The organism is Chryseobacterium salipaludis (assembly GCF_022968825.1).
Taxonomy (GTDB): Bacteria; Bacteroidota; Bacteroidia; order Flavobacteriales; family Weeksellaceae; genus Kaistella; species Kaistella salipaludis.
In genome coordinates, this window is the sequence record NZ_JALHKS010000002.1 from 405,543 (window position 1) to 430,158 (window position 24,616).

General features: G+C 46.1%; 25 protein-coding genes. 9 read left to right on the forward strand and 16 right to left on the reverse strand.

The window, feature by feature from the left end:
• Nucleotides 1-48 precede the first annotated feature (48 nt).
• On the forward strand, nucleotides 49-2,172 hold the full coding sequence (gene scpA / locus MVI27_RS04630; RefSeq protein WP_246959516.1) for a methylmalonyl-CoA mutase: 2,124 nt from the start codon (nucleotides 49-51) through the stop codon (nucleotides 2,170-2,172).
• Nucleotides 2,173-2,249: 77 nt separating this feature from the next.
• Here scpA and pepT read toward each other — a convergent pair whose 3' ends face one another.
• Nucleotides 2,250-3,515, reverse strand: a complete 1,266-nt coding sequence (gene pepT, locus MVI27_RS04635; RefSeq protein ID WP_246959517.1) for a peptidase T — start codon at nucleotides 3,513-3,515, stop codon at nucleotides 2,250-2,252.
• Nucleotides 3,516-3,672: 157 nt separating this feature from the next.
• Between pepT and MVI27_RS04640 the strand changes: the two genes are divergently transcribed.
• The 3 genes from MVI27_RS04640 (at nucleotide 3,673) to MVI27_RS04650 (ending at nucleotide 5,504) form a co-directional block, all read left to right on the forward strand.
• A complete protein-coding gene (locus MVI27_RS04640) occupies nucleotides 3,673-4,521 on the forward strand; it encodes a hydroxymethylglutaryl-CoA lyase (RefSeq protein WP_246959518.1) in 849 nt (282 codons plus the stop codon).
• A gap of 20 nt (nucleotides 4,522-4,541) precedes the next feature.
• Nucleotides 4,542-4,946, forward strand: coding sequence for an OsmC family protein (locus MVI27_RS04645; RefSeq protein WP_246959519.1), 405 nt, complete (start codon nucleotides 4,542-4,544; stop codon nucleotides 4,944-4,946).
• Between the two features lie 117 nt (nucleotides 4,947-5,063).
• Entirely contained in the window at nucleotides 5,064-5,504 is a 441-nt protein-coding gene (locus MVI27_RS04650; protein WP_246959520.1) for an OsmC family protein, read from the forward strand.
• Here MVI27_RS04650 and MVI27_RS04655 read toward each other — a convergent pair.
• The 4 genes from MVI27_RS04655 to MVI27_RS04670 are packed head-to-tail and all read right to left on the reverse strand — an operon-like array spanning nucleotide 5,501 to nucleotide 7,215.
• Nucleotides 5,501-5,827 (reverse strand): SUF system Fe-S cluster assembly protein, encoded by a 327-nt coding sequence (locus tag MVI27_RS04655; RefSeq protein ID WP_246959521.1) that lies wholly within the window; start codon nucleotides 5,825-5,827, stop codon nucleotides 5,501-5,503. The genes MVI27_RS04650 and MVI27_RS04655 overlap by 4 nt on opposite strands.
• Before the next feature lie 15 nt (nucleotides 5,828-5,842).
• Nucleotides 5,843-6,544, reverse strand: coding sequence for a 3'-5' exonuclease (locus tag MVI27_RS04660; protein WP_246959522.1), 702 nt, complete (start codon nucleotides 6,542-6,544; stop codon nucleotides 5,843-5,845).
• A gap of 16 nt (nucleotides 6,545-6,560) precedes the next feature.
• The gene (locus tag MVI27_RS04665) at nucleotides 6,561-6,899 is read right to left on the reverse strand and encodes a tRNA-binding protein (protein WP_246959805.1); all 339 of its coding nucleotides are present in this window, start codon (nucleotides 6,897-6,899) and stop codon (nucleotides 6,561-6,563) included.
• Nucleotides 6,883-7,215 carry a cytochrome c family protein gene (locus MVI27_RS04670; RefSeq protein ID WP_246959523.1) on the reverse strand — a complete coding sequence of 111 codons (333 nt, stop codon included), beginning with the start codon at nucleotides 7,213-7,215 and terminating at the stop codon, nucleotides 6,883-6,885. The genes MVI27_RS04665 and MVI27_RS04670 overlap by 17 nt, the downstream gene beginning before the upstream one ends.
• A 105-nt stretch (nucleotides 7,216-7,320) precedes the next feature.
• Between MVI27_RS04670 and meaB the strand changes: the two genes are divergently transcribed.
• Nucleotides 7,321-8,307, forward strand: coding sequence for a methylmalonyl Co-A mutase-associated GTPase MeaB (gene meaB / locus MVI27_RS04675; protein WP_246959524.1), 987 nt, complete (start codon nucleotides 7,321-7,323; stop codon nucleotides 8,305-8,307).
• Here the strand turns inward: meaB and MVI27_RS04680 are convergent, their stop codons facing one another.
• Nucleotides 8,308-8,847: a DUF4251 domain-containing protein gene (locus MVI27_RS04680; RefSeq protein ID WP_246959525.1), complete on the reverse strand. Its 540-nt coding sequence runs from the start codon at nucleotides 8,845-8,847 to the stop codon at nucleotides 8,308-8,310.
• Between the two features lie 104 nt (nucleotides 8,848-8,951).
• Between MVI27_RS04680 and MVI27_RS04685 the strand changes: the two genes are divergently transcribed.
• Together MVI27_RS04685 and MVI27_RS04690 are read left to right on the forward strand one after the other, a co-directional pair.
• A complete protein-coding gene (locus tag MVI27_RS04685; RefSeq protein WP_246959526.1) occupies nucleotides 8,952-9,761 on the forward strand; it encodes a M48 family metallopeptidase in 810 nt (269 codons plus the stop codon).
• A gap of 72 nt (nucleotides 9,762-9,833) precedes the next feature.
• Complete coding sequence (locus tag MVI27_RS04690; protein ID WP_246959527.1) at nucleotides 9,834-10,160, forward strand: LapA family protein; 327 nt, start codon at nucleotides 9,834-9,836, stop codon at nucleotides 10,158-10,160.
• A 33-nt stretch (nucleotides 10,161-10,193) separates the two neighbouring features.
• Here MVI27_RS04690 and MVI27_RS04695 read toward each other — a convergent pair whose 3' ends face one another.
• The 10 genes from MVI27_RS04695 to lon all read right to left on the reverse strand — a co-directional run bounded on the left by MVI27_RS04695 (nucleotide 10,194) and on the right by lon (nucleotide 21,147).
• Nucleotides 10,194-10,823, reverse strand: a complete 630-nt coding sequence (locus MVI27_RS04695; RefSeq protein WP_246959528.1) for an outer membrane beta-barrel protein — start codon at nucleotides 10,821-10,823, stop codon at nucleotides 10,194-10,196.
• Nucleotides 10,807-11,625: an ABC transporter ATP-binding protein gene (locus MVI27_RS04700; RefSeq protein ID WP_246959529.1), complete on the reverse strand. Its 819-nt coding sequence runs from the start codon at nucleotides 11,623-11,625 to the stop codon at nucleotides 10,807-10,809. The genes MVI27_RS04695 and MVI27_RS04700 overlap by 17 nt, the downstream gene beginning before the upstream one ends.
• A complete protein-coding gene (locus MVI27_RS04705; RefSeq protein ID WP_246959530.1) occupies nucleotides 11,625-12,377 on the reverse strand; it encodes an MlaE family ABC transporter permease in 753 nt (250 codons plus the stop codon). The genes MVI27_RS04700 and MVI27_RS04705 overlap by 1 nt, the downstream gene beginning before the upstream one ends.
• 40 nt (nucleotides 12,378-12,417) lie before the next feature.
• Entirely contained in the window at nucleotides 12,418-13,791 is a 1,374-nt protein-coding gene (locus tag MVI27_RS04710) for an exopolysaccharide biosynthesis polyprenyl glycosylphosphotransferase (protein WP_246959531.1), read from the reverse strand.
• 34 nt (nucleotides 13,792-13,825) lie between these two features.
• Nucleotides 13,826-14,458 carry a 7-carboxy-7-deazaguanine synthase QueE gene (locus tag MVI27_RS04715; protein WP_246959532.1) on the reverse strand — a complete coding sequence of 211 codons (633 nt, stop codon included), beginning with the start codon at nucleotides 14,456-14,458 and terminating at the stop codon, nucleotides 13,826-13,828.
• Nucleotides 14,451-15,335, reverse strand: coding sequence for a bifunctional 5,10-methylenetetrahydrofolate dehydrogenase/5,10-methenyltetrahydrofolate cyclohydrolase (locus tag MVI27_RS04720; protein ID WP_246959533.1), 885 nt, complete (start codon nucleotides 15,333-15,335; stop codon nucleotides 14,451-14,453). The genes MVI27_RS04715 and MVI27_RS04720 overlap by 8 nt, the downstream gene beginning before the upstream one ends.
• Before the next feature lie 134 nt (nucleotides 15,336-15,469).
• Nucleotides 15,470-17,110 carry a glucose-6-phosphate isomerase gene (gene pgi / locus MVI27_RS04725; protein WP_246959534.1) on the reverse strand — a complete coding sequence of 547 codons (1,641 nt, stop codon included), beginning with the start codon at nucleotides 17,108-17,110 and terminating at the stop codon, nucleotides 15,470-15,472.
• A gap of 68 nt (nucleotides 17,111-17,178) precedes the next feature.
• Nucleotides 17,179-17,532 (reverse strand): hypothetical protein, encoded by a 354-nt coding sequence (locus MVI27_RS04730; protein WP_246959535.1) that lies wholly within the window; start codon nucleotides 17,530-17,532, stop codon nucleotides 17,179-17,181.
• A 35-nt stretch (nucleotides 17,533-17,567) separates the two neighbouring features.
• Complete coding sequence (locus MVI27_RS04735) at nucleotides 17,568-18,674, reverse strand: AI-2E family transporter (protein WP_246959536.1); 1,107 nt, start codon at nucleotides 18,672-18,674, stop codon at nucleotides 17,568-17,570.
• Between the two features lie 67 nt (nucleotides 18,675-18,741).
• Nucleotides 18,742-21,147, reverse strand: a complete 2,406-nt coding sequence (gene lon / locus MVI27_RS04740) for an endopeptidase La (protein WP_246959537.1) — start codon at nucleotides 21,145-21,147, stop codon at nucleotides 18,742-18,744.
• A 239-nt stretch (nucleotides 21,148-21,386) separates the two neighbouring features.
• Here lon and MVI27_RS04745 point away from each other — a divergent pair, with 239 nt between their 5' ends.
• Both MVI27_RS04745 and MVI27_RS04750 read left to right on the forward strand, forming a co-directional pair.
• On the forward strand, nucleotides 21,387-23,531 hold the full coding sequence (locus MVI27_RS04745) for a SurA N-terminal domain-containing protein (RefSeq protein ID WP_246959538.1): 2,145 nt from the start codon (nucleotides 21,387-21,389) through the stop codon (nucleotides 23,529-23,531).
• Between the two features lie 126 nt (nucleotides 23,532-23,657).
• Nucleotides 23,658-24,608 carry an MlaD family protein gene (locus tag MVI27_RS04750; RefSeq protein WP_246959539.1) on the forward strand — a complete coding sequence of 317 codons (951 nt, stop codon included), beginning with the start codon at nucleotides 23,658-23,660 and terminating at the stop codon, nucleotides 24,606-24,608.
• The last annotated feature ends 8 nt before the right edge of the window (nucleotides 24,609-24,616 follow it).

The following is a 24,616-nucleotide window of genomic DNA, read 5'->3' on the forward strand; positions in this document are numbered from 1 at the left end:
GGTTTCGGGAAATTCGTAACTTTACGGCTGATCAAATATTCCCCAGAAATGCGCCTACCCATTAAGCAAAAAACGCCTGATTTTACTGTTTCTGCTTCTTTCCCTGAACCGTATTATTTTGAGAAAGATGGTTTGGAGATGAAGTCTTTGTACACAGAAGAGGATGCTGTAGAATTAAAATCCAAAGGGTACAGCGCAGGAATGGCACCGTATCTCCGCGGGCCGTACACGACCATGTATGTGCAAAAGCCCTGGACCATCCGGCAGTATGCTGGATTTTCTACTGCGGAGGAATCCAATGCTTTTTATCGCCGGAACCTGGCAGCCGGGCAGAAAGGATTGTCGGTAGCCTTTGACCTGGCGACCCACCGCGGGTATGACTCTGACCATCCGCGTGTGGTCGGCGATGTCGGGAAAGCAGGTGTTGCCATCGATTCGGTGGAAGACATGAAAATTCTGTTTGACCAGATTCCGCTCGACCAGATTTCAGTCTCGATGACGATGAACGGCGCTGTATTGCCGATCCTCGCGTTTTATATCGTAGCAGCTGAGGAACAAGGTGTAGCACAGCATCAGCTGTCGGGCACGATTCAAAACGACATCCTAAAGGAATTTATGGTGCGGAATACCTACATTTATCCGCCGGCTCCGTCCATGAAAATCATCGCTGATATCTTTGAATACACCTCTCAGCATATTCCGAAATTTAACTCCATTTCTATTTCCGGTTATCATATGCAAGAAGCAGGCGCCACGCCCGTTCTGGAAATGGCCTACACGCTGGCCGACGGACTGGAATATGTGCGCACCGGCATTCAGGCAGGGATGAAAGTAGATGACTTTGCACCGCGTCTCTCCTTTTTCTGGGCAGTCGGAATGAATCATTTTATGGAAATTGCCAAGATGCGCGCTGCACGTGTTATCTGGGCGCAGTTGCTGACGCAGTTTAACCCGCAAAATCCGAAGTCCCTTGCACTCCGGACCCACTCGCAAACGTCGGGCTGGAGTCTGACAGAGCAGGAACCTTTTAATAATATTACCCGTACCGCCATCGAAGCGCTCTCCGCAGCACTGGGCGGAACCCAGTCTTTGCATACAAACGCGCTCGACGAAGCTATTGCGCTCCCAACCGATTACTCGGCTAAAATTGCCCGGAACACTCAGATTATCCTTCAGCAGGAAAGCGGCATCTGCGACGTGGTAGACCCAATGGGTGGCAGCCACGTGGTGGAAGCCCTCACGCAGCAAATGATTAGTGAAGCGATGAAGTACATTGATGAAGTGGAGCAGGAAGGCGGTATGACCAAAGCCATCGAAGCCGGCATTCCGAAAATGAGGATTGAAGAGGCCGCCGCACGAAAACAGGCAAAGATTGACAGCGGTGAAGAATTTATTATCGGTGTTAATTCCTTCAGATCAACCCAGTCTCAGGCGGAACTGGACATTCTGGATATTGACAATACAGAAGTTCGCCGGAAACAAATTGAGAGGCTGCAGCACATTAAGCAAAACCGCGATGCCGCGGCTGCTGAACAAATTATTGCTCAACTCAGGGAAGCTGCGCGCACCGGAGAACAAAATTTACTGGAAATTTGTATTGAAGCTGCCCGCCGCCGGGTCACGCTCGGTGAAATGAGCGATGCCATGGAAGAAGTGTTCGGGCGTTATAAAGCTAATATTAAAACCATCCAGGGAGTCTATGCTATGAATGCAGATAAAAATGAATATTTCGCGCGTGCCTGCGCTTTAAGCGAACAGTTTGCTTCCGCAGCGGGCCGCCGGCCGCGGATTATTGTAGCCAAGATGGGCCAGGACGGCCATGACCGCGGCGCTAAAGTTGTAGCAACTGCGTTTGCCGATATGGGCTTTGATGTGGATGTAGCACCCCTTTTCCAGACGCCGGAAGAAGTGGCCAAACAGGCCGTGGAGAATGATGTGCATATTCTCGGAATTTCCTCACTGGCGGCCGGGCATAAAACGCTGGTACCTCAGGTTGTGGAAGAACTGCATAAATACGGCGCAGATGATATTACCATTGTGGTGGGTGGTGTAATTCCGCAGCAGGATTATGATTTTCTGTACAGCAATGGCGCAGATTATATTTTCGGGCCGGGAACCAATCTGCCAAAGTCAGCCTGCGATATTCTCCAGGGTTTTTTAAACGAAGAATAACGTATAGTTATATAAGATAAAAGCCGCCTGGGAAATTTTTCTCAAGCGGCTTTCATATCAGCAAAACAACATAGATCTTACTGCTGTTTCTTTTTCGCCTGGGCAATATTAATAATAACCTGTACGGCTTTTTCCATGGATTCCAGCGCAACGTATTCGTACGGTCCGTGGAAGTTTAACCCGCCTGCAAAGATGTTCGGGCAGGGTAATCCCATGTAAGAAAGCTGTGCGCCATCGGTTCCGCCACGAATCGCTTTGATATTAGGCGTAATGCCTGCTTCCTTCATCGCTGCTTCCGCAATATCCACGATGTGCATTTTGCCTTCAAACTGCTGCTTCATATTGCGGTACTGTTCCTTAATTTCAATTTCTGCTGTCCCGCTTCCGTATTTGTTGTTCATTTGTTCCACGCAGGAGGCAATCTGTTTCTTGCGCATTTCAAATTTCTCGCTGTCATGGTCGCGGATGATGTATTGCAGGCTGGCCTCGGAGACATCTGCTTTAATCTCCATCAGGTGGAAAAAGCCTTCAAATCCTTTGGTTGTTCCCGGCGTTTCCTTCTCCGGTAAGAGCTGGGCAAATTCAGCCGCCAGCAAGGCAGCATTCACCATTTTACCGTACGCATAGCCTGGGTGCACACTCAGTCCGTGAATTTTCACCACTGCGCCGGCTGCATTGAAGTTTTCGTATTCCAGTTCGCCCACCTCGCTGCCGTCCATGGTGTACGCCCACTCCGCACCGAATTTTTCCACATCGAATTTATGTGCTCCCCGGCCGATTTCTTCATCAGGCGTAAATCCGATAGCAATTTTTCCATGTTTTATTTCCGGATGTGCCATCAGATACTCAGCAGCGGTTACGATTTCCGCCACACCGGCTTTGTCGTCGGCGCCGAGCAGCGTGGTGCCATCGGTGGTGATCAACGTCTGGCCGATATAGTCCTTAAGTGTTTCAAATTTATCCGGCGACAGCGTAAAACCGGTTTCTTTATTTAAAACCAAATCACCGCCGTCGTAATTTTTCCAAATTTGCGGGTTCACATTTTCACCGCTGAAATCCGGTGAGGTATCATAATGCGAGATGAAACCCACGACAGGCTCATCTGCTCCTTCCGGAAGGTTAGACGGCACATAGGCATAGATATATCCATTGTCATCTATCGACACATCGCTCAGTCCCAAACCTTTTAATTCTTCAAAAAGATAATTTGCAATATCCCACTGCCGCGGTGTGGAAGGCGTAGCTTCACTGTCAGCATCACTGGTGGAATATATTTTTACATAGGTGAGGAAACGGTTGAGCAGTTTCTGGCTCCATTGTTCATCAAAGGATATTGTTGTCATAAAATGAATATTTGAAACAAAGTTAAAGTTTTTTTGTGGCAGGATTCTGGCAGCTATTCTTCTTTTTAATATAAATTCCGGATAACTAAGCAGAAAATAGCGCAGCAGAACTCTTTTTTCAAAGTTTTGGTATATTTACGGAAAATGAAAAACACCCATGTTTTTAACTGAATGTCCGCGCGATGCCATGCAAGGCTGGCCGGAACCCATCGCTACTTCACAAAAAATAGACTACCTGAATGCCCTGATGACGGTAGGTTTTGATGTGCTCGACTGCGGAAGTTTTGTATCGCCCCGAACTATTCCCCAAATGGCAGACAGCGCTACGGTGATCGAAGAGATTGATAAAGGTGTGTCGCGCACGCAGCTTTCCGTGATTGTAGCCAACGTGCGCGGTGCCGAAAAAGCACTGAAGCATCAGGCGGTGGATATTCTTGGTTTTCCGTTCTCGGTGTCCGAAACGTTTCAGCAGCGCAATACCAATAAAAGCCGCGAAGAAGCTTATCAGCATATCAATCACATCGCAGAAATGCTGAAAGAAGACGGTCGCCAGCTGAATGTTTATTTTTCTATGGCTTTCGGAAATCCGTACGGCGACCATTGGGACGTGGAGGAGATTAAGGACTGGACGACGAAATTCAGTGATTTAGGCATTCGCCGGATCTTGCTGTCGGATACCACCGGTACCGGCACGCCGGAACAAATCAGTGAGTTGTTCACCGTGTTGCCGCAGCAGTTTCCGGAAGTTGAATTTGGCGCGCATTTCCACAACAGGTACGAGGATTCTTATATTAAATTAAAAAGCGCTTATGATGGCGGTTGCCGCAGATTTGATTCTGCTATTAAAGGAATCGGGGGCTGCCCCATGGCGAAAGATGAGCTCGTGGGAAACATGCCTACTGAACAGGTTATCAATTTCATGGCCGCCGAAAAAATCGACCACTCGCTGAACCTGCTGAATTTCGAGAGTGCTTACAATCAGGCAAAACGAATTTTTCATTTTTAATTTACATAAACTACACTATTATGGCAACTTCTAAAGTAACATATCTGGGCGATTTCCGCTGCGAATCTGAACATCTGCAATCCGGTACAAAAATCCTGACCGATGCGCCTACTGATAATCATGGTAAGGGAGAAGTGTTTTCGCCCACAGACCTGTTTGCTACCTCGCTTGCGCAGTGTATGCTGACCACAATTGCGATCCACGGTAAACGCAAAGGTATTGTGATCGACGGTTCCTACAGCGAAGTACAAAAAATTATGAACCCGAGCCCGCGCCGCATCGCGGAAGTAGTGTGCAATATTTACATTAAAGGAAATTTTACCGCGGAACAGAAAGAATGGATTGAGGAAACCGGTAAAAACTGCCCGGTAGCATTGTCTTATGGCAGTGATGTGCAGCAAACCATTACTTTTATTTACGAATAAAAAGAATCGCTGCTGAAGGCGATAAGGTGTTATCACCCAATATTTTATTTAAACAGAAGACAGGAGTAAACGGCGGTTTTTTTTACGTAACTTTAAGTAAACTAAAAAACCAGCATTATGACTTCAACAATTACTTATTTGGGCGATTTCCGGATTGTCTCTGTACACGAAAAATCCGGCACCGAAATCATCACCTGCGCACCGGTGCGTGAGGGTGGCACGGCCGAAGCATTTTCACCTTCTGATCTGTTCGGTATTTCCTTCGGGCAGTCTATGCTAATGGCGGTGGCCGTACTTGGCAAGCCGCGCGGTATCGACATTACGGGTGCGACGTGTGAACTCAAGAAATCCACCCACCCGAATCCGAAAAGGATCGGCACCATTTTCTGTATTATGCGGATCCCGGGTGCATTTACAAACGAGGAAAAAAGATTCATCGAGGAAACCGCGCTGGGTTGTCCGGTAGCACTTTCGATGCACCCGAATATTCAGAAAACCGTACTTTTTGAATTTGAAAGGACACTGAACAGCGAACCGGAAACTTTAAGTTTTGCTTAAAACATTCCCAGTTCGAAACGGGCTTCTTCGCTCATCATATCCTTATTCCAGGCAGGCTCGAAAGTGAGTTCCAGATCGACTTCGGAAACATTTTCCACTTCAGATACCTTCTCGCGGACCTCTGCGGGAAGGCTTTCTGCTACCGGGCAGTTGGGCGTGGTGAGGGTCATGATTACCTTCACGGCTCCCTCATCAGAAATTTGCACGTCGTAAATTAATCCCAGTTCGTAAATATCTACGGGAATCTCCGGGTCATATACAGTTTTAAGGGCGGCTATTATATTTTCGCCAATGTCGGCGATCTGGTCATCTGTAAATTTCATAACTGAAAACAGCGTTTAGTTGGATTGTGTTGTGTCTAACAGTTCTTCCTGACGCATGCGCCGGAAAACATTTGCCAAAGTTAAGACATCTTTTTCACAGTATTGAACGATTCTAAATAAGTCTTTCTCTATATGATACATAGAAGCTACCTGAGAGCCGTCAATATCATCCTTCGGACTGGGAACACCAAACAGATGCGCCAGCAGTTCCAGGGAAACATAGGATTTGTAATCACCGAATTTCCAGAGCTCCATCGTATCGAGATGCGGAATTTCCCAGGGCTTTTTTCCATATGTCTGGAATGGTACCGGCGGCTGCATTCCATTGATCAGGAAACGCCGTGCGATCCACGGGAAATCGAATTCTTTTCCATTGTGGGCGCATAAAACGACATCTCTTAACTTCGGCCGGTTAAAGATCTGCCCGAATTCTTCCAGCAGTTTCTTTTCATCATGACCGTAAAAACTTTTTACCAGCAGCTTTTCGCCACCATCCAGAATCCCTACTGAGATGCACACTATTTTGCCAAATTCTGCCATAATGCCGCCACGCTCCTGGTAGAATTCTTCGGCGGTAAATTCATCTTTGCGCTGATACTTTGTTTTCTTTTCCCAAAGTTCCTGTTCAGCCGTGCTCAGCTCGTTCCAGCCCGCTACCTGCCGAACGGTTTCTATGTCCAGAAATAAAACTTTCTCCAGTGGAATTTTGTGTATCATGCGATTAATTTAAAGGTTAGCTTACAGCGGCACCGTTGGGTACTTCCCGTTCAGGCTGGAGCAGAATAACTTTTCCCTCGGTATTATAAACACCCAGCACCAGGCACTGACTGAAAAAGTTAGCAATCTGCTTTTCCGGGAAATTAATAATGGCCGCCACCTGTTGTCCGATTAAAATTTCAGGTGTGTACAAATCCGTGATTTGAGCGGATGAATTCAAGACGCCGGCTTCGCCAAAATCAATGGTCAGCTGATAGGCAGGCTTTTTGGCGCGCGGAAATTCCTTCGCGCTGAGGACCGTACCCATCCGGATATCCAGCTTTTCGAAATCTTCCCAGTTAATCCAGGCTTTCATCATTCTCTTTTTTGGCAGCAACGATATACTGGTACACCAGTTCATGCTGCTCGTCATTCAGTTTTGCTTTGGGTGCCATCGCATTCATAATACCAACCCAGTCGCGGCTGGAATAATCGTCAGGGTTTGGCAGATCGTGACATTTTCCGCAGGAATTATTAAATAAGGTCATGCCCTGCTGATACTGTTCCGCCATCAGGGTTTTGTTTTTTGCGACCGGATTTGCCTTCGGGGAACAGGAAGTGATTACAAAAGAAAATGCAGCGATTGCAAAGGAAGCAAGTGTATACGTATTAAGGGAATTTGTTTTTTGCATCAGTTTTATAGTAATGAATTACTCAAAAATACAGAATTTAAATAAAAAGCAGTTAAAGCCTCTAATCTACACTTGTCGGGAAATAATAATTGTAATTTTACCTCTATGAAAATGCTGTCTACGAAAGAACTGACGGAAGGATTGCGCCGCGGCGATAAACGGCTGCTCAGCAAGGCAATCACCCTGGTGGAAAGCACTTTGCCGATGCACCGGGAACAGGCGGATGAACTCCTGCAAATGCTGATGCCGTTCACAGGAAAGTCTGTGCGGATAGGAATTACGGGAGTGCCCGGTGCCGGAAAATCTACCTTTATCGAAAGTTTCGGGCAGGTGGCTATTGCGCAAGGCCACAAAGTCGCGGTCCTGGCGATTGACCCGAGTTCCTCCCGGAACAAAGGTTCGATCCTGGGTGACAAAACGCGGATGGAAGAGCTTGCCAAATCTGAGCACGCCTTTATCCGGCCCAGTCCCAGCTCCGGTTTTCTGGGCGGTGTGGCAAACACTACTTTTGAAACAATGCTGCTCTGCGAAGCTGCCGGCTACGATTATATTTTAATTGAAACAGTTGGCGTGGGGCAGAGTGAAGTGCTGGTGTCTGAAATTACGGATGTTTTTCTTTTCATTAAAATCATTGGCGGGGGTGATGAACTTCAGGGAATCAAACGCGGCATCATGGAAATGGTGGATATTATTTTCATCAATAAAGTCAATGATACAAACCGCCTGCAGGCTAAAAATATGAAAGTGGAGCTGAAGCGGGCACTTCATTTCCTGCCGCATCAGGAAGCGGACTGGAAAGTTCCGGTTCTGCTCGGCGCGGCACTGGAAAAAGAGGGTCTAAACGATGTCTATGAAGCCATACATGAATTTATTGACCGCAAGAAAAAATCCGGCAGGCTGGAAGTGATCCGTCAGCAACAGGCTGCCCGGAGGTTTGAGTTTTGGGTGCAAAATTATATTCTGCAAAGGACACGTCAGGAGGAAGAAGGCAGCAACAGTTACCAGCAGCATCTGGACCAGGTCAGCCAACTCCAGGCAAATCCCAGTACGGAAGCCTTGCGTTTTGTAAATGAATTATTTACGAAAGACTAATTAAGGTTTGTCTGTTGGAACTGTATTCGCTGTAATGTAGCCATCATATGAAATTGCCTGGCGGTCATTGGAATCGATGGCAACGTAGGCTTTTCCATTGTTAAACACTTCGATAATCACCTTTTGGACGTGCGGCTGATCTTCTACTGCAATGGTGAAAACAGTGCTCCCTTTCTTTTTCTGCTCCGGCATTACATTAAACTTTTTGGAGGTAAAGCGATACGAATTTTTATCGGGATCCATTGAAGGTGCATACATACGCCCAAAGTAGGGCAGTGTAACTTCCATCTCATCGCGTTTCAGGACAATGCTGTAGCCATAATCCAGTTCCAACAGGCGTCCCGCACTTCCGTTGCGCAGCGCATACATAGAATTGATGACATCCATACCAGTAGGGTGCGCGCGCTCCGCCATAAAAGTGAACTCCTGTCGTTCCGTAAGTGTATTCACCTGCGCCGGGCTGATGGAAGACCGCGAACTGCAGGAAAACAGGAAAAACAGGGAACAAATAAGCGTAAAAGGAACTAGTATATATTTCATGACTTTTTTTATTTATAGAACAGCAAAAATAGTGCTGTAGTATCTGACCTGCCGCAATTGGAATAAAAATTGTTTAACCCCAATCCAGAACTAAACGAAAAATTATGAAAAAGGTAAATAAGTTTTTGGGTTTCAGTGCGGTAGCGCTGCTGGCGGTGGCCTGTACCACGAACCCTATTACAGGAAGGAAGTCGCTTCATCTGGCCAATGATCAGGAGATCAGCGCCATGGCTTTGCAGCAATACCGGGAAACACTTTCTAAAGCCAAAGTAGTAAAAGGAACCAGCGCCGCAAAAAGCGTGAATAATGTGGGAATCCGAATAAAGAATGCCGCAAATAATTACTATCGCAATATTGGCCGGGAAGCAGATCTTGCCAACTATCAATGGGAATTTAATTTAATTGATGATAAACAGATCAACGCCTGGTGTATGCCCGGCGGCAAAGTTGCCGTGTATAGCGGAATTCTTCCGGTAACGAAGAATGACACCGGTTTGGCTGTGGTTCTTGGCCACGAAGTTTCCCATGCGTTGGCCGGACATGGAAATGAAAGAATTTCGCAGGCAATGGTTGCACAGTACGGCGGCGCCATTCTCGGAAGTACGATCTCCAACGGACAGATGGCTGCTATTTTCCAACAGGCCTACCCACTCGGTGCGCAGGTAGCACTCTTGAAATACGGCAGAAGCCAGGAGCTGGAGGCTGATGAAATGGGTTTATATTTAATGGCGATGGCAGGTTACGATCCGCGTGAAGCGCAACCGTTCTGGCAAAGAATGGAAGCGCAGTCATCCGGAAACCGACCGCCAGAATTCCTCTCTACCCACCCGAATCCGGCAACGCGTCGTGCAGATTTAGACAGGCATTTACCGAAGGCGCTGGAATATTATGCCGCCGCAACTGGTAAAAAATAACCATCTTTGTAGATAATAAAACCTTTCCGGACCCGATCGCTGTCCGGAAAGATTGCTTAAAATCACATCGTCATGAAAAATCTTTCTTTTATCGGCTTGCTTTTATTGGGGCTTGCCTTTCTTTTATACTGGCTGCTGCCTGAATTTTCAGTGGTCCGCCTTTTTGAACCCATCAGTCTGATGGGAATTCTGGCCGGCATCGGTATTGGGTTAATCATCGGCGGAATAGTAGGATATATCAGTAAAGGGACAGCCGTGAAAGAAGAACAAAAACGACGGGAATTAAAAGAACTGCGTAAGGAAAAAGAGAGGCTGGAGCAACAGACTGCTGAACTTAATAAGCAACAAACGGTAACTTATGTGCCGGATGATCACAAAAATCCCCCGGATTATTACTAATCGGGGGATTTATGAATCTAATTAAACTTTTAGTTAAAGTTCATAACCAATTCCTACCATAAACAAGCTCGGACGGCTGTCGTAGCGGATTTCTCTGGCAGTTGCGTCTGAAGTATTGTTGTTTATGAAGGTACGCTGATCTTTGGAGAATGCACCCTCATACTTCGCATTCAGAATCAACTTCTGCAGCTGAACCTGCGCACCAAACTGATAGCCGACGGTAAATTCTTTCATTGCATTTTCCTTAAAATCCTTGAACTGCTCATTGGCAGCCAGGTTATAGGAAGCAACAGGCCCGGCGAAAATTCCCAGATTATCCCCAAGAATGTTGTATCCCAACAGTACCGGCACATCTACACGATTGCTCTTTGCTTCCAGTGTAGTACCTGTAACTGGTTCTGTGAACTCAGACTTAAAAGTCGTGTAGTAAATTTCCGGCATTACAAATAACGATGCGGGAAGTCCCACCTTGGCAGAGAGTCCAACATTAAACCCGACATTGTTTTTGCCAGATTCATCGTATGCATTATTTGCCGATGCTTTAATGCTGCTCCAACTCGGAGAATCCGTTTTAAACAACAAATTGGCTTTACCAGCAAATTTAATCTGCGCGGTTCCCAGTAAACTGGCGCTCACAAGCGCTGCACTAAGAAGTTTCTTCATTACCTTGAGGTTTAGTTATAATATTTTCTATTGAAGTTTTATTCGTCTCCAGGAAGTACTCCCGAAGCTCTTTGAATAGTTCTGAGGAATAAACGAAATCAATCAGATTTTTATTGCCTGCATTAATAACATTGTCTTTGGTGCCTTCCCACTCTTTCAGGCCCATTCGCAGATAGACGATCTTTTCGCCAATGGTCATCACCGAATTCATATCGTGGGTGTTGATGATGGTGGTTGTCTTATATTCTTTGGTAATTTCCAACAGCAAATCATCAATTACATTAGATGTGTAAGGATCCAGCCCGGAGTTGGGTTCATCGCAAAACAGATACTTCGGATTGTTCACGATGGCTCTGGCAATAGCCACACGCTTCTGCATTCCACCGGATATTTCGGAAGGAAACTTCCGGTTGGCTTTCTCCAGATGCACACGCCCAATCACCTCAAAGACCCGGCGCTTTTTTTCCCGGAAAGTGAGATTGGTAAACATATCGAGCGGAAACATAATATTTTCCTCGACCGTCATGGAATCGAACAAAGCACTGCCCTGAAAAACGGTGCCTATTTCGGCACGAAGATGCTGCTTTTCATCGCGGCCCATTTTATTAATGTCCTTACCGTCGAACAGGATTTCACCGGATGTCGGCTGATAAACGTTCAGCAGGCTTTTCAGGAATACTGTTTTTCCCGATCCACTCTGACCGATAATTAGATTGACTTTGCCGGTATCAAAATTGGTTGAAATGCCCTTCAAAACCTGCACCTCATCAAAGCTTTTCTTTAAATCTTTAACCTCTATCATTAGCTAAGAAACATTTGGGTGAGAATTAAGTTCATTACGATAATGGCCACAATGGTCCAGACCACAGCCTGCGTACTCGCGCGGCCTACTTCCAGCGAGCCTCCTTTCACATTATAACCGAAATAAGCAGGAATGGTAGCAATTAAAAAAGCAAAGGCGGCCGTCTTAAAGAAAGCATACCAGATGAAATAAGCCGGCATATACATCTGAATCCCGGTAATATAATCTGCCTTGCTCCAGCTTCCTGTTGCAATCCCGGCCAGATATCCGCCCCAGATGCCAAATACAATGCTGATCGCAATTAAAAGTGGGTTAAAAATAACACTCGCCAGAATTTTGGGAAGAATCAGGAAGTTAGGTGAATTTACACCCATGATATCAAGAGCGTCAATTTGTTCTGTAACGCGCATGGTCCCGATACTGGAGGCAATATAAGAGCCTACTTTTCCGGCAAGAATTACTGAAATAATCGTTGGGGAAAATTCAAGGATCAACACGACCTTAGTAGCGTAGCCAATAAATGAATTCGGAATTGGAAAGGAGGAGGCACTGAAGTTATTAAACATCTGAATGGCTACCACCGCACCCACAAAGATGGACGTGAATAATACAAGTCCAAAGGAATTCACTCCAAGGTCATGAATTTCGCGCATGAACAGTTTAAAGAAAACAGAGGATTTCTGAGGCCGCTTCATCGTTTTGCCCAGGAGCAGAAAATAAGCGCCCACCTGGCTCAGAAGATTTTTTACCATGCTGCTAAATTACTATTTTTTTATGTTTTGTCTGCCGGTTTTATTGCGCGTTCCGGTCGCCGCTAATCATTAAATATACCGTTTTCAGGATGATAATCAGGTCGAGCGTGAGTGTCCAGTTTTTCACGTAGAAGGCATCGGCCAGTATTCTTTTGTGCATCTGCAGATCCATATCACCGCGGTCGCCGCGTAAACCATTCACCTGAGCCAGCCCGGTGATGCCCGGTTGAACCAAACTGCGCACTGCATACCTGCCAATTTTCACCTTGTACAAATCATCGACCAAAAGCATATGCGGTCTTGGGCCCACCACAGACATATCGCCTTTCAGCACATTGATGAACTGCGGAAATTCATCCAAACTTGTTTTTCGCAGAAACTTCCCGAAGCGGGTAATGCGCTTATCATTGGTTTCTGTGGTTTTCAGAGCGGACTCATCGTTGACCTGCATGGTGCGGAATTTCAGGCAATTGAACACGCGCTCATGATACCCATATCTTTTTTGAATGAAAAATACCGGTCCGCGGCTGTCCAGCTTAATCAGCAAGGCGAGGAGCGGAAACAACCAGCTGCCGATGAGTAGCAATATCAGTACCGAAAAGGCCAGATCAAAGGTCCGTTTTACCACCATATTGAAAACATCGTCCAGTGGGAAGCGCGACCGTACCAGGATCGGATGGGTTTCAATGTATCCCAGTTCATATTGGAAAAAGCTGTTCCGCACCATACTTGGTACCAGAGAAACGCGCACTTTATTCTGCTCTGCCAAACGATAAATTTCATATTCCTTCGCTTTGGGTACAATGCCAGCGTCGGTGCTCAGGAACATGGTGTGAATTCCGTATTCTTTCCAGAAAGAAACCAGTTTATCGGCATCGCTAATATCTTCCGGTGCATATTCATAAACTTTAAACCCATAGTCGCGCCTTTCGTTAAAAATAGTACGCAGCAAATCCATCGAGGGGTCACCGGAAAAAAACATCACATTCCGGAAGTTAATGCCACGGCTGCGGATATATTTTAAAGTAAAGAAAAGAAGTGATTTCGTTAAGAATAAAAAAAGGAAAAGCCAGAAGGAAAGAAGCGTTCTGTCCTGTTGCAAAAACGTTTGCGTACTCACTTTCGCCAGCAGTATAATCCCGAAAACAAAAATAAAGATGTGCGTAATGAGCCGTTCCAGGTAAACGGTGTAGGTGATGTTTCTGGCAATTGAATATAATTTTGTGCGTCCGCTCAGCAGTATCCAGATAAAGGAAAGCAGGGCCACCAGCAAACCGAACTGTTCCCAGGCTTCAGAAGTGATTTGTGTTTCCTGTGAGCGTACGAAAAACCGCGTAAGAACAGCAGTAATTACGGCAACATCCAGTAAGATAAAAATAGTTTTAAAATATCGGGAATACCGCAGGCGTTGCATAGAGCGGGTTTAATCACCGTAAATCTACTTTAATTTATGGAATATCCAAATATTTGTGGGTCTGAACAGAGGCGCGCCACTGTGGATTTGCCATAATGAAGTTGGTAATCTTCGGGTACATTTCCGCACGCTTGCTCCATTCGCTCTGCAGATAGCGCACGCATTCCGGCGATACCTTCTCCGCCTGTTCCTGGGCAAATGTAAAGTCATTGTTATTATAAACAATCACTTTCAGTTCATTCGCTTTCTGATAAATTTCGGGTAAGGGTAGCGCTGTTTTTTTGGGGGACAGGGTGATCCAGTCCAGTTGGCCGCTCATCGGGTACGCTCCCGAAGTTTCAATATGAATCCGGCAGCCAAGTTCTTTCAGCCTGCCAGTTAGTACATCGAGGTTCCACATCAGCGGTTCACCGCCGGTTAACACAACGGTCTTACAATGCTTAGCGGCAGTTTCAGCAATTTCCAGGGCACTGTATGCCGGATGCAGATCTGCATTCCAGCTTTCCTTCACGTCGCACCAGTGGCAGCCAACGTCACAACCGCCCAAGCGAATGAAATACGCTGCCGCGCCGGTGTAGGCACCTTCGCCCTGCAGCGTATAAAAATGTTCCATCACGGGCAGCAACATGCCGCGCTTCATTAATATCTCCTGTTCTTCTTTAGTCATTATAAACGGATGTTTTGTACGCCAGCAACGTGTTTTTCATAAGCATGGCGCGTGTCATCGGACCGACGCCGCCCGGCACCGGCGTAATCCAGCTGGCTTTATCGCGGCAGCTCTCAAAATCTACATCGCCCAGCAACATGTATCCTTTTTCGTTATCAGCATCCACACGGGTAATGCCCACATCAATGATGATGGCGCCTTCCTTAATCATATCAGCTTTCAGGAAGTTAGGGTCGCCCAGCGCCGTAATCACGATGTCTGCGTTTCGAGTAAAGTTTTCAATATGCGGCGTGTAGGAATGCGTGAGCGTCACGGTAGAATTGCCGGGGAAATCTTTTCGGCCCATCAGAATACTCATGGGTTTCCCGACGATACGGCTTCTGCCAATGATCACGCAATGTTTGCCCTGTGTATCAATCTGATATCGTTCCAGTAACGTGAGAATTCCAAACGGCGTGGCCGGCAGGAAAGTGTCCATCTCCAGCGCCATTTTTCCAAAGTTTTCCGGGTGGAAACCATCCACATCTTTTCGTGGATCAATCGCCATGATAATTTTTTCCTGGTCGATTTGTTTTGGGAGTGGCAGCTGAACAATGAAACCATCCACTTCCTTAGACTTATTCAGTTCTTCAATCTTTTCCAGCAGTTCTGCTTCGGAAACTGTGCTTGGGAACTTAACCAGGGAGGAGCGGAAGCCTACCTGCTTGCAGTCTGTTATTTTATTATTGACGTACGTGGTGCTTGCCCCGTTATTTCCAACGAGAATAGCCACCAAATGTGGCGCACGACGTTTCGATTCAAGGATTTTATCTACTTCTGCGCGGATCTCCTGTTTGATGTCTTTGGAGGTTTGCAGCCCGTCAAGAATTTTTGCCATTTTATTTTTACTTTAGATTTATTCCGGAAGGAACGCGGCCGCTGCTGCAACTCTTACCTTACTCCCTAAATCTTCTGCTGCGCGCGTTTGCTTTCGCTGTGCAAAATTACTTAAAAAATACGGGGACTCAATCCTTAACGCTGTGTTTTGTAGTAATTGATAAGGCCGTTGGTGCTGCTGTCGTGCGAGCTTACTTCTGCTGTCTCCTCTAATTCCGGGAGGATGGTGCCGGCCAGTTTTTTGCCGAGTTCCACGCCGTACTGGTCGAAACTGAAAACATTCCAGATGATCCCCTGCACAAAAATCTTGTGTTCATACAAAGCAATGAGCTGGCCGAGTGTATGCGGCGTAAGTTCTTTAAACAAAAAGGAATTAGTAGGTGTGTTGCCGGCAAATACCTTAAAACTTACTGGTGGTTCCTGCGCCTGCTTTTCTGCAGTAAGCATATCTATTTCGGCTTCCACCTCTTCCTCTGTCTTTCCGAAAGCTAAAGCTTCGGTTTGTGCAAAAAAGTTGGCGAGCAGTTTTTGATGTTGATCACGTGAGCCCGACAACGGTTTCGCATACGCAATAAAGTCTGCCGGAATCAATTCCGTTCCCTGATGAATAAGCTGATAAAAAGCGTGCTGCCCATTGGTGCCCGGTTCTCCCCAAATGACTGGGCCGGTTTCATAAGTAACAAAATCACCATTGCGGTCCACAGACTTTCCGTTACTTTCCATATCTCCCTGTTGCAGGTAAGCTGCAAAGCGATTCAGGTATTGCGAGTACGGTAAAATCGCATAGGTGGCAGATCCCATGAAGTTGCGGTACCAAATGCCCAGCAAGGCCATCAGCACCGGCATGTTTTCCTTATGATCTGCAGTTCTGAAATGCCGGTCTGTCTCATGCGCACCCCGAAGCAGTTGTTCGAAATTTTCGTAGCCCACGGCCAGGACAATGCTCAGTCCGATCGCACTCCATAAAGAATACCGGCCGCCTACCCAATCCCAGAATTCGAAGATGTTTTCCCGGGAAATACCAAATTCCATAACCGACTGAATGTTGGTGGAAAGTGCCACGAAATGTTTTGCGACATCATCTTCACTGCCATTCTCCAGGAACCATATTTTTGCCGCGGCTGCATTGGCCATGGTTTCCTGCGTGGTAAATGTTTTACTGGCAATAATGAACAAAGTGCTTTCTGGCTGCAGGTCTTTCAAGGTTTCGGCTAGGTGGCAGCCATCGACGTTGGAAACAAAATGCACATTCAGGCGCGTGCGGTAATGTTTCAGGGCAGAAGAAACCATCGCCGGTCCCAGATCTGAGCCGCCAATACCGATATTAACAACATCCGTAATCTGCTTTCCGCTAAAACCTGTATGCGCTCCAGAAATAACAGCGGAGGAAAAAGATTTCATCTGGCTGAGGACTTTTTTGACATCAGGCTTAATATTATTGCCGTCTACGAAAACCGGATCCTCGCTGAAATCCCGCAGAGCAGTATGGAGCACAGCGCGACCTTCGTTTTCATTTATTTTTTCACCGCGGAACATCGCTTCAATTGCTTGAGGCAAGCCACATTCTTCTGCTAATGCTAACAAGAGTTCCAGTGTTTCCTGGGTGATTAAATTTTTGGAGTAATCAAAAAGATAATCCGGTGCAGTTACAGAGAACTGATCGAACCGTTGCGGATTTTCATTAAAAAGCTGGCGCAGATCAAAGTCATTATCAGCAAAATGTTGCTGAAGTTTTTGCCAGGCCAATGTGTGCGTAGGATTAACTTTAGGAAGCATTGGTGTTTTTCTTAAATTAAGCTAAAAAAAATGTCATTCTGCAATGTACAAAGAATTTGTTCAGGCTATCATTTGCCGACCGGCTCATTTTTGATGTAAGCCGGGAGCAGTACTGCCACGGCAATTACGCCGGCGGTGAGCAGAAGTGTTTTGCCTGTGTGAGTTTTTTTCACGGTAGAGATGTTGTTTTTATCAATGGTAAAACGTTGTTCATCGCTGTTACTACCGGTGATTTTATCTTGTGTAATGGATTCCACTTTGAAATTGTATCTCTGTCCGGTATTGTCCCTAAAGGTATATGTTTTACCGGTTTTTACTGAGTTTTCAACTGTGTCGTCTTTCTGAGAGGAGACTAATGTGGTTGTACAGGAATTCAGTGAAATTAAAAGGCTAAACCCCGAGGCAAATAGAAACTTTCGCATGTTTTAAAGTTACCGCAAAAGTATTGTTTTCGCTTTTATTCCTTTTCCTCCAGTGTAATATTTTTGGTGATTTTATATTTACGCCGCCGCTTCACTCTCTGCTCCTCGCCCAATACCCGACCCCAGGGTTCCAGACCCTGCACTCTTTCAAATATAATTTTAAGAATAGCCAGAAAAGGGATACTCAAAAACATTCCGCTGATGCCCCACAATTCTTCACCGATTAATAAGCCGATGAACGTAAACAATGCATTGATTTTTACTTTGGAACCCACCACTAAAGGCAGGGTGATATTGGCATCGATGGCGTGAATAACAATAAATCCGGCCACCAGCAATAATAAATGGTCGCCGCCGGTAGCAAATGAAATCAGGCTTGCCAGCAGGATAGAAACGGCAATGCCGATATACGGAATCACATTCAGCAAACCGGTCAGAACGGCCAGCAGGATTGCATATTTCACGCCCAAAACGGAAAGTAAAATACCTGTCAGAATACTGACGATAATAATCTGAATGAAAAGTCCGGAGATATAATCTTTAATAATCTTCTGAATTTCATGAATTCCCTCATTCACTTTTTCAAAATGTTCTTTCCTGAAAATTGAAATAATGAACTGATACAGCAGCCGGCGGTAGTTTAAGATAAAGATAAAAAACAGCGCACTGAAGGCGAAAAAAGCCATCGTTGAGGAAAACATGGTCACGGTGAAGCCCAAAATCAGTGCGGTGGAAGACAGCAGTTTTTCGAGTCCCTGATTGATGTAACTCATCTGCTTATGAATGTTCAGTCCGAAAGTTTTTGAAACCCAGCGTTGTAAATCTGCAAAGGATTTGGTGACCTGTTCCTGCAGCATCGGGTAATCCTGCGCGAAATCACTCAGTTGTACGGAGAAAAAATAAATCAGTCCCGACAGTACTGCAGCCATCAGCAGTAACGCAGTAAAAGTGGACAGCGGCCGAGAGAACCTGATTTTTCTTTCCAGAAAATTGGCAAACGGCACAAACAGCAGCGCCATCAGCACGGCAAAAAACAAGGGAGCCAAAACCGTTTTTCCGATTTTGGCTAAGAATCCCAGGAGTATAATGCTGATAAGAACCAGGGTCAGCCTGGCAACGAAGGGCAACTGCACCTGTTTCATGCGTTCAGTGAATTTTAAGGTAAGATAGGCAAATTAAGGCAACGTCCTGCTATTTCCGGACCAAATTTCAGGAGCCGAGCGCTAGCTCAATTACCTGGCTCATTCGGTCCACGTAATGGATCTGCAAATCTTTCAGGTAATCCTTTTTAATTTCCTCCACGTCGCGGCGGTTGGCTTCGCACAGAATAATTTCCTTAATGCCGGCGCGGGCAGCAGCCAGCAGTTTTTCTTTAATGCCACCCACTGGCAGCACTTTTCCACGTAGCGTGATTTCGCCGGTCATGGCCAAATGCGGTTTCACTTTTTGGTTCCGGAAACTGGAAACGATCGAGGTGAGCATCGCGATACCTGCCGACGGTCCATCTTTCGGCGTCGCACCTTCCGGTACGTGTACATGAATATTTTTTTCTTTTAAATCTTCTTCGGAAATGCCCAGTTCTGCGTGTTTGGCTTTAATATATTCCAGCGCAATGGTCGCTGATTCCTTCATTACATTCCCCAGGTTTCCGGTCATGGTTAGATTGCCTTTACCAAAACTCAGAATACTTTCTATAAACAGAATGTCGCCGCCCACCTGGGTCCAAGCGAGCCCTGTTACAACGCCGGGCGCATCGGTTATTTCCGACAGGCTGCGCGGTCGCGGCACACCCAGGATTTCATCAATTTTTTCGATGGTTAATTTAGACGAATAATCTTTCTCCAAAGCAGTCTGCAGCGCAACCCAGCGCGCAATGGAAGCAATTTGCTTTTCTAGGCGACGCACTCCGCTTTCGGAGGTATGGGCATCAATAATATGTTTTAATTCTGCCGTGCCCAGTTTAAAGGATTTGGCCGTAAGTCCGTTTTCCTCCTGCTGCTTTTTAATAAGGTGTCGCTTGGCAATTTCAGTTTTTTCTTCAAGTGTATAGCCCGCAATTTCAATGACCTCCATACGATCCAGGAGCGGTCGCTGAACGGTAGACAGCGAGTTGGCGGTGGCAATGAACATGACTTTGGAAAGGTCGTAACCAATCTCCAGGAAGTTGTCATAAAAACTGTTGTTCTGCTCGGGATCCAGCACTTCCAGCAAAGCAGAACTTGGGTCGCCGTGCGTGCCCTGCCCGAGTTTGTCGATCTCGTCCAGCACAATCACAGGATTAGAAGTTCCGGCTTTTTTAATGGATTGCAGAATTCGCCCAGCCATCGCGCCGATATAGGTTTTACGGTGTCCGCGGATTTCCGATTCATCATGCAGCCCGCCTAAGGACAAGCGAACGTATTTTCTCCCCAACGCATCTGCCACGGATTTTCCCAAGGACGTTTTACCGACACCCGGAGGCCCCACGAGGCACAGGATCGGCGATTTCATATTATTTTTAAGCTTAAGCACGGCCATGTGTTCCAGGATGCGCTTTTTAATATCATCCAGGCCGTAATGTGCTTTGTCCAAAACCTTTTCGGCTTTGGCAATATCAAAAACATCCTTGGAATATTTCTGCCAGGGCAGATCAGTGAAGAAATCCAGATAATTACGCTGAACATTGTAATCCGGCGCATTTGGGTTTTGGCGCTGCAGGCGGTGAATTTCCTTCTGAAAATGCTCTTCCACTACCTCGCTCCATTTCAGTTTGGCTGCTTTTTCCTGCAGTTCTTCCACGTCGGATTCGGGGCCGCCGCCCAGTTCCTCCTGAATGGTCCGGATCTGCTGATTCAGGAAATATTCCCGTTGTTGTTTATCGAGGTCTTTACTGGTTTTCTGATGAATCTGGCTGCGCAGTTCCAGTTTTCGGTATTCATCATGCATCAGCGCGTAGCATTTTTCGGCCCGGCTGATGAGGCTTTTTTCTTCCAGTAGCTTTTGTTTCTGAGCCGGCAGGAAACTGGCGTTGGCGCAGATGAAGTTCAGCAAATCATCATTATCGCTGATGTTCTTAATCGCAAAACTGGCCGCGGAGGGAATATTCGGGTCCAGCTCGATCATTTTCAAGGCGAGATCTTTAATGTTTTCCAGCAGTGCGTCGTATTCGTCTTTTTTACGTGTGGAAGCGTCTTTGAGCGTGGTGATTTCTGCTTTAAAAAACGGCTTCTCTGCGGTGATCCGGTCAATGCGGAAACGCTGGTATCCTTTGGTAATTGCTGTGATGTTCCCTTCGGGAAGCTGAATGATTTTAATAATGCGCGCCAAGGTGCCAATTGCATGCAGGTCTTCAGCTTCGGGGTTTTCCACACTGCTGTTTTTCTGGCTTACGATGCCGATGAGTTCATTATTTTGCTGGGCTTCCTGCAGGAGTTTAATGCTCATTTCGCGTCCGGCGGTAATGGGCATAATTACTTTCGGAAACATCACCATATTGCGCACGGGAAGAATGGGAAATACCTTTTGGTCGCTGTTCTCGGCAGCGTTTTCCAGGTCAGCCAGATTGATTTCTTCCGTTACAATGCTAAAACTGTCATCCAGAATATTTTCCAGATTAAGATCGTTTATATCAGTCATAATTTATAATAATGACATAATGTCATTGGAGTTAATGTAATTTTAAGACAAATGCAGCTAAAAAGCGCTGCATGGTCGGTTTTGAAAACAGTAGATTTAATGGCTCAAGCAGTATGCCAGCCGGAAAGAGCGCCAAAATTTCCTGAGCAGTGCCGCATTGCCTAAATTAGTTTTCTGATTTTTTTCTAATCTCTTAAAAATGTGTATTTTCGCACACTGATAAAATTTATACATAAACAATGGCAATTTTAGGAGAAATTAGAAACAGGCCTTGGCTTTTGATGGGGATAATTGCAGTAGCAATGCTGGCTTTCGTAGTCAACCCGGACAGCCTGGAAAAACTCTTCGGCGCCGAACCCGGTGTATATGGGGAAGTAAACGGTGAGAAAATCACCAAGGAAGAGTTTGATGATCAGCTCTTTATCCTGCAACAGCAGGCGCAGCAGCAGGGACAGCCTGCGCGCGGTCTGGAAGAGCAGGCCTGGCAGATGCTGGTGCAGTCCAAGCTGATCAAGCAGCAGTTTGAGAAAATGGGCTTCACCCTGACCGATGATATGTTCTGGAACCAGTTGCAGTTCGATCCTATGTTTGCCCAGAATCCTGAGAACTTTGATGCCAAAGGAAACTTTAAAATTCAGGAAATTAAAAAGCAGGTGGAGGAATTAAAAACCACCAACGCAGAATTCTATAACAACTGGTTAAAAACCCGCCGCGCAATCGAATACAGAATGATGGCGCGCCAGCTTTTTGCAAATGTTTCCACCGGAATTACCGTGAGCAAAAAAGAAGCAGAGCAGGTGATGAAAGAGCGCGATCAGCTGGCGGAAATTGATTTCATTAAAGTGGATTACGACGCGTACGCTCAGAAAAATCCGGTGAAAGTAACGACCAGCGATCTGAAAGATTATATCAGCAAGCACCCGGTCATGTTCAAAAGAGATGCAAGCCGCAACCTGGGTGTTGTTTTGTTCCCGGCACAGCCAAGTGCAGAGGACGATGCAGCGGTACTGGCAGAAATTAATAAGCTGTATACCGAAGGAAGCGACATGAGTGGCGGAAAGGAAAATTTCCAGAACACCACGAATGATTCCATGTTTGTGGCACTGAATTCTGATATGCCGTTCAATCCACAGTATTTCCCTGCAAGCCAGTTGCCGGCTGCGATTAAGGATAAAGTTGCTTCCGCGCCGATCGGGGCAACATTCGGTCCGTACAAAGAGCAAAACCTGTATGTGGTTTCTAAACTGGTTGACAAGAAACCGGCAGATTCTACATTATCAAGACATATCCTGGTGACGTACAAAGGAAATCAGGCGGCCGGCGCTGAAACCCGTTCGAAGGAACAAGCAAAGAAACTGGCTGATTCCATTGCAGCCGTCGTAAAAGCGGATCCGTCTAAATTTGCAGAAATGCTGAAGTATTCTGCGGATCCGGGCTCTGCCCAACAAGGCGGAAGCGTGGGCTGGACCACACCGGAAACGCCGTTTGTGCCGGAGTATCTGGACTTCCTGGCGAACAACGGAAAAGGAGCTACCTCAGTCGTGGAAACTATGTACGGATACCATGTCATCAACATTGAAGACAAAAAATCCGGCGCCATGGGATACAAAATTGCGAACTTGATCAAAGCCATCAAACCGTCTGATAAAACAGAAAACGAGGTGTACACCAAAGCAACCAAGTTCATTCAGCAGGTACAGGGCAAGAGTTTCAATGACTTCGCCAATATTGCCAGGAAAGCAAACTATAACTTTAATAATCCACGCGAAGTAGGCCGTTTCCAGGGTCAGATTATGGGACTGGGGACTGATAAAGATGAGGAAATCATTGCCTGGGCTTTTGATAAGAAAAGAAAGAAAGGAGATACTGATATTTTCACAGTGGACGGTACCGGTGATCGCGTAGTAGTATATGTAAACGGAATCCAGGATGCCGGCACGGCAGATCCGGAAGCAGTTCGTGATCAGATCGAGCCTATCGTCCGTAATCAGATGCTGGCTAAGCAGATCAGCGATAAAATCAATTCTGCAAAGGCTTCCACTTTGGATCAGCTGGCAAAAACTTTCGGTACCCGCAAAGAATCTACACAGGTGAATATGCTGTCGCCGATGGTGAACGGTGCCATGGAACCTAAAGTTGCCGGAGCTGCGTTTGGCGTTGCTAAAAACAAGCTATCTAAGCCGGTGGAAGGAATGACCGGTGTGTATGTAGTGCTGAAGAAAAACGAAATCGTGAACAAACAACCAGGCGATGTGAAACAAATGGTACAAGCGATTGCCGGACAAACTTCACAGCAGTTCGGCCAGGCCTTGCTGAAGAGCCTGCAGGATAACGCGAAAATCAAAGATTACCGCATCGAGCTGTACAATCGCAGCGCACAGTAATTTTTTGTTAAGATTATATGATGGAAAGCGACCCGTTTGGGTCGCTTTTTGTATGGCGTGGAAGGGCTGTTGCAGCCAGTGTTTATGTAAAATGTATTATATTTGTTTCCTTAAATTTACCCCAAAGTGAAATTCACCAAAGAGATAAAAGCAGGGCTGATTGCGCTTCTTGCCATAGTAGGTTTCGTGTTTCTGTTCCAGTTTATGAAAGGCAAAAGCCTTTTTACTACCGATAATATTTTCTACGCAAAATTTGATAACGTGGAAGGGCTGGAACCTTCCAATCCTGTCTCTATCAACGGACTTAAGGTCGGGCAGGTAGATAAGATTATCCCTATCGTAGAACCCGACGGCAAGCTGCATTTTGTGATTAAAGTTATTATCGATAACAGTTTCCATTTCTCCAAAAAGTCTACGCTCGAAATCTTTGAACCGGGAATTATGTCCGGTAAGGAAATGCGGGTGAATCTGGCCTACGGTGGCGAAATAGCCAAAGACGGTGATACGCTGGACGGCGCTTTTAAACTTTCAATGCTTAATAATATATCTTCGCAGGTGGGACCGGTGAAAGATCAACTGCAGGTAGTACTGAAGCGCGTGGATTCTTTAACCAACAATGCCAATAAAATTTTCGATGATCAGAACCGGACAGAAATCCGTGCTTTGCTGGCCAATCTGAACCGTACGGTAGGTTCCTTTGAAGCTGCCTCGCGCCAGACCAATGCTTTGCTTAGAAATAATGATCCGCGTATTCAGCAAATGCTGGAGAATGCGAACCTGGCCACCATCAGCGCACGTACGGCGATTGATAAATATGGCCGCGTTGCCGAGCAGGTGGATGTTCAGAAATTAAATAATACCATCGATAAGTTAAGCACGACTGCAGATAAATTAAACGGTGTAATTTCAGGAATTCAAAACGGTGAAGGCAGCCTCGGGAAGCTTACGCAGGATGAAGAATTATACCAAAACCTGAATATGACGGCAGAAAACCTTAATAAACTGGTAGAAGATCTGAAAGCCAATCCGAAACGCTACCTGAACTTCTCTGTCTTCGGCAAAAATACTAAAGACTAAATCCTACA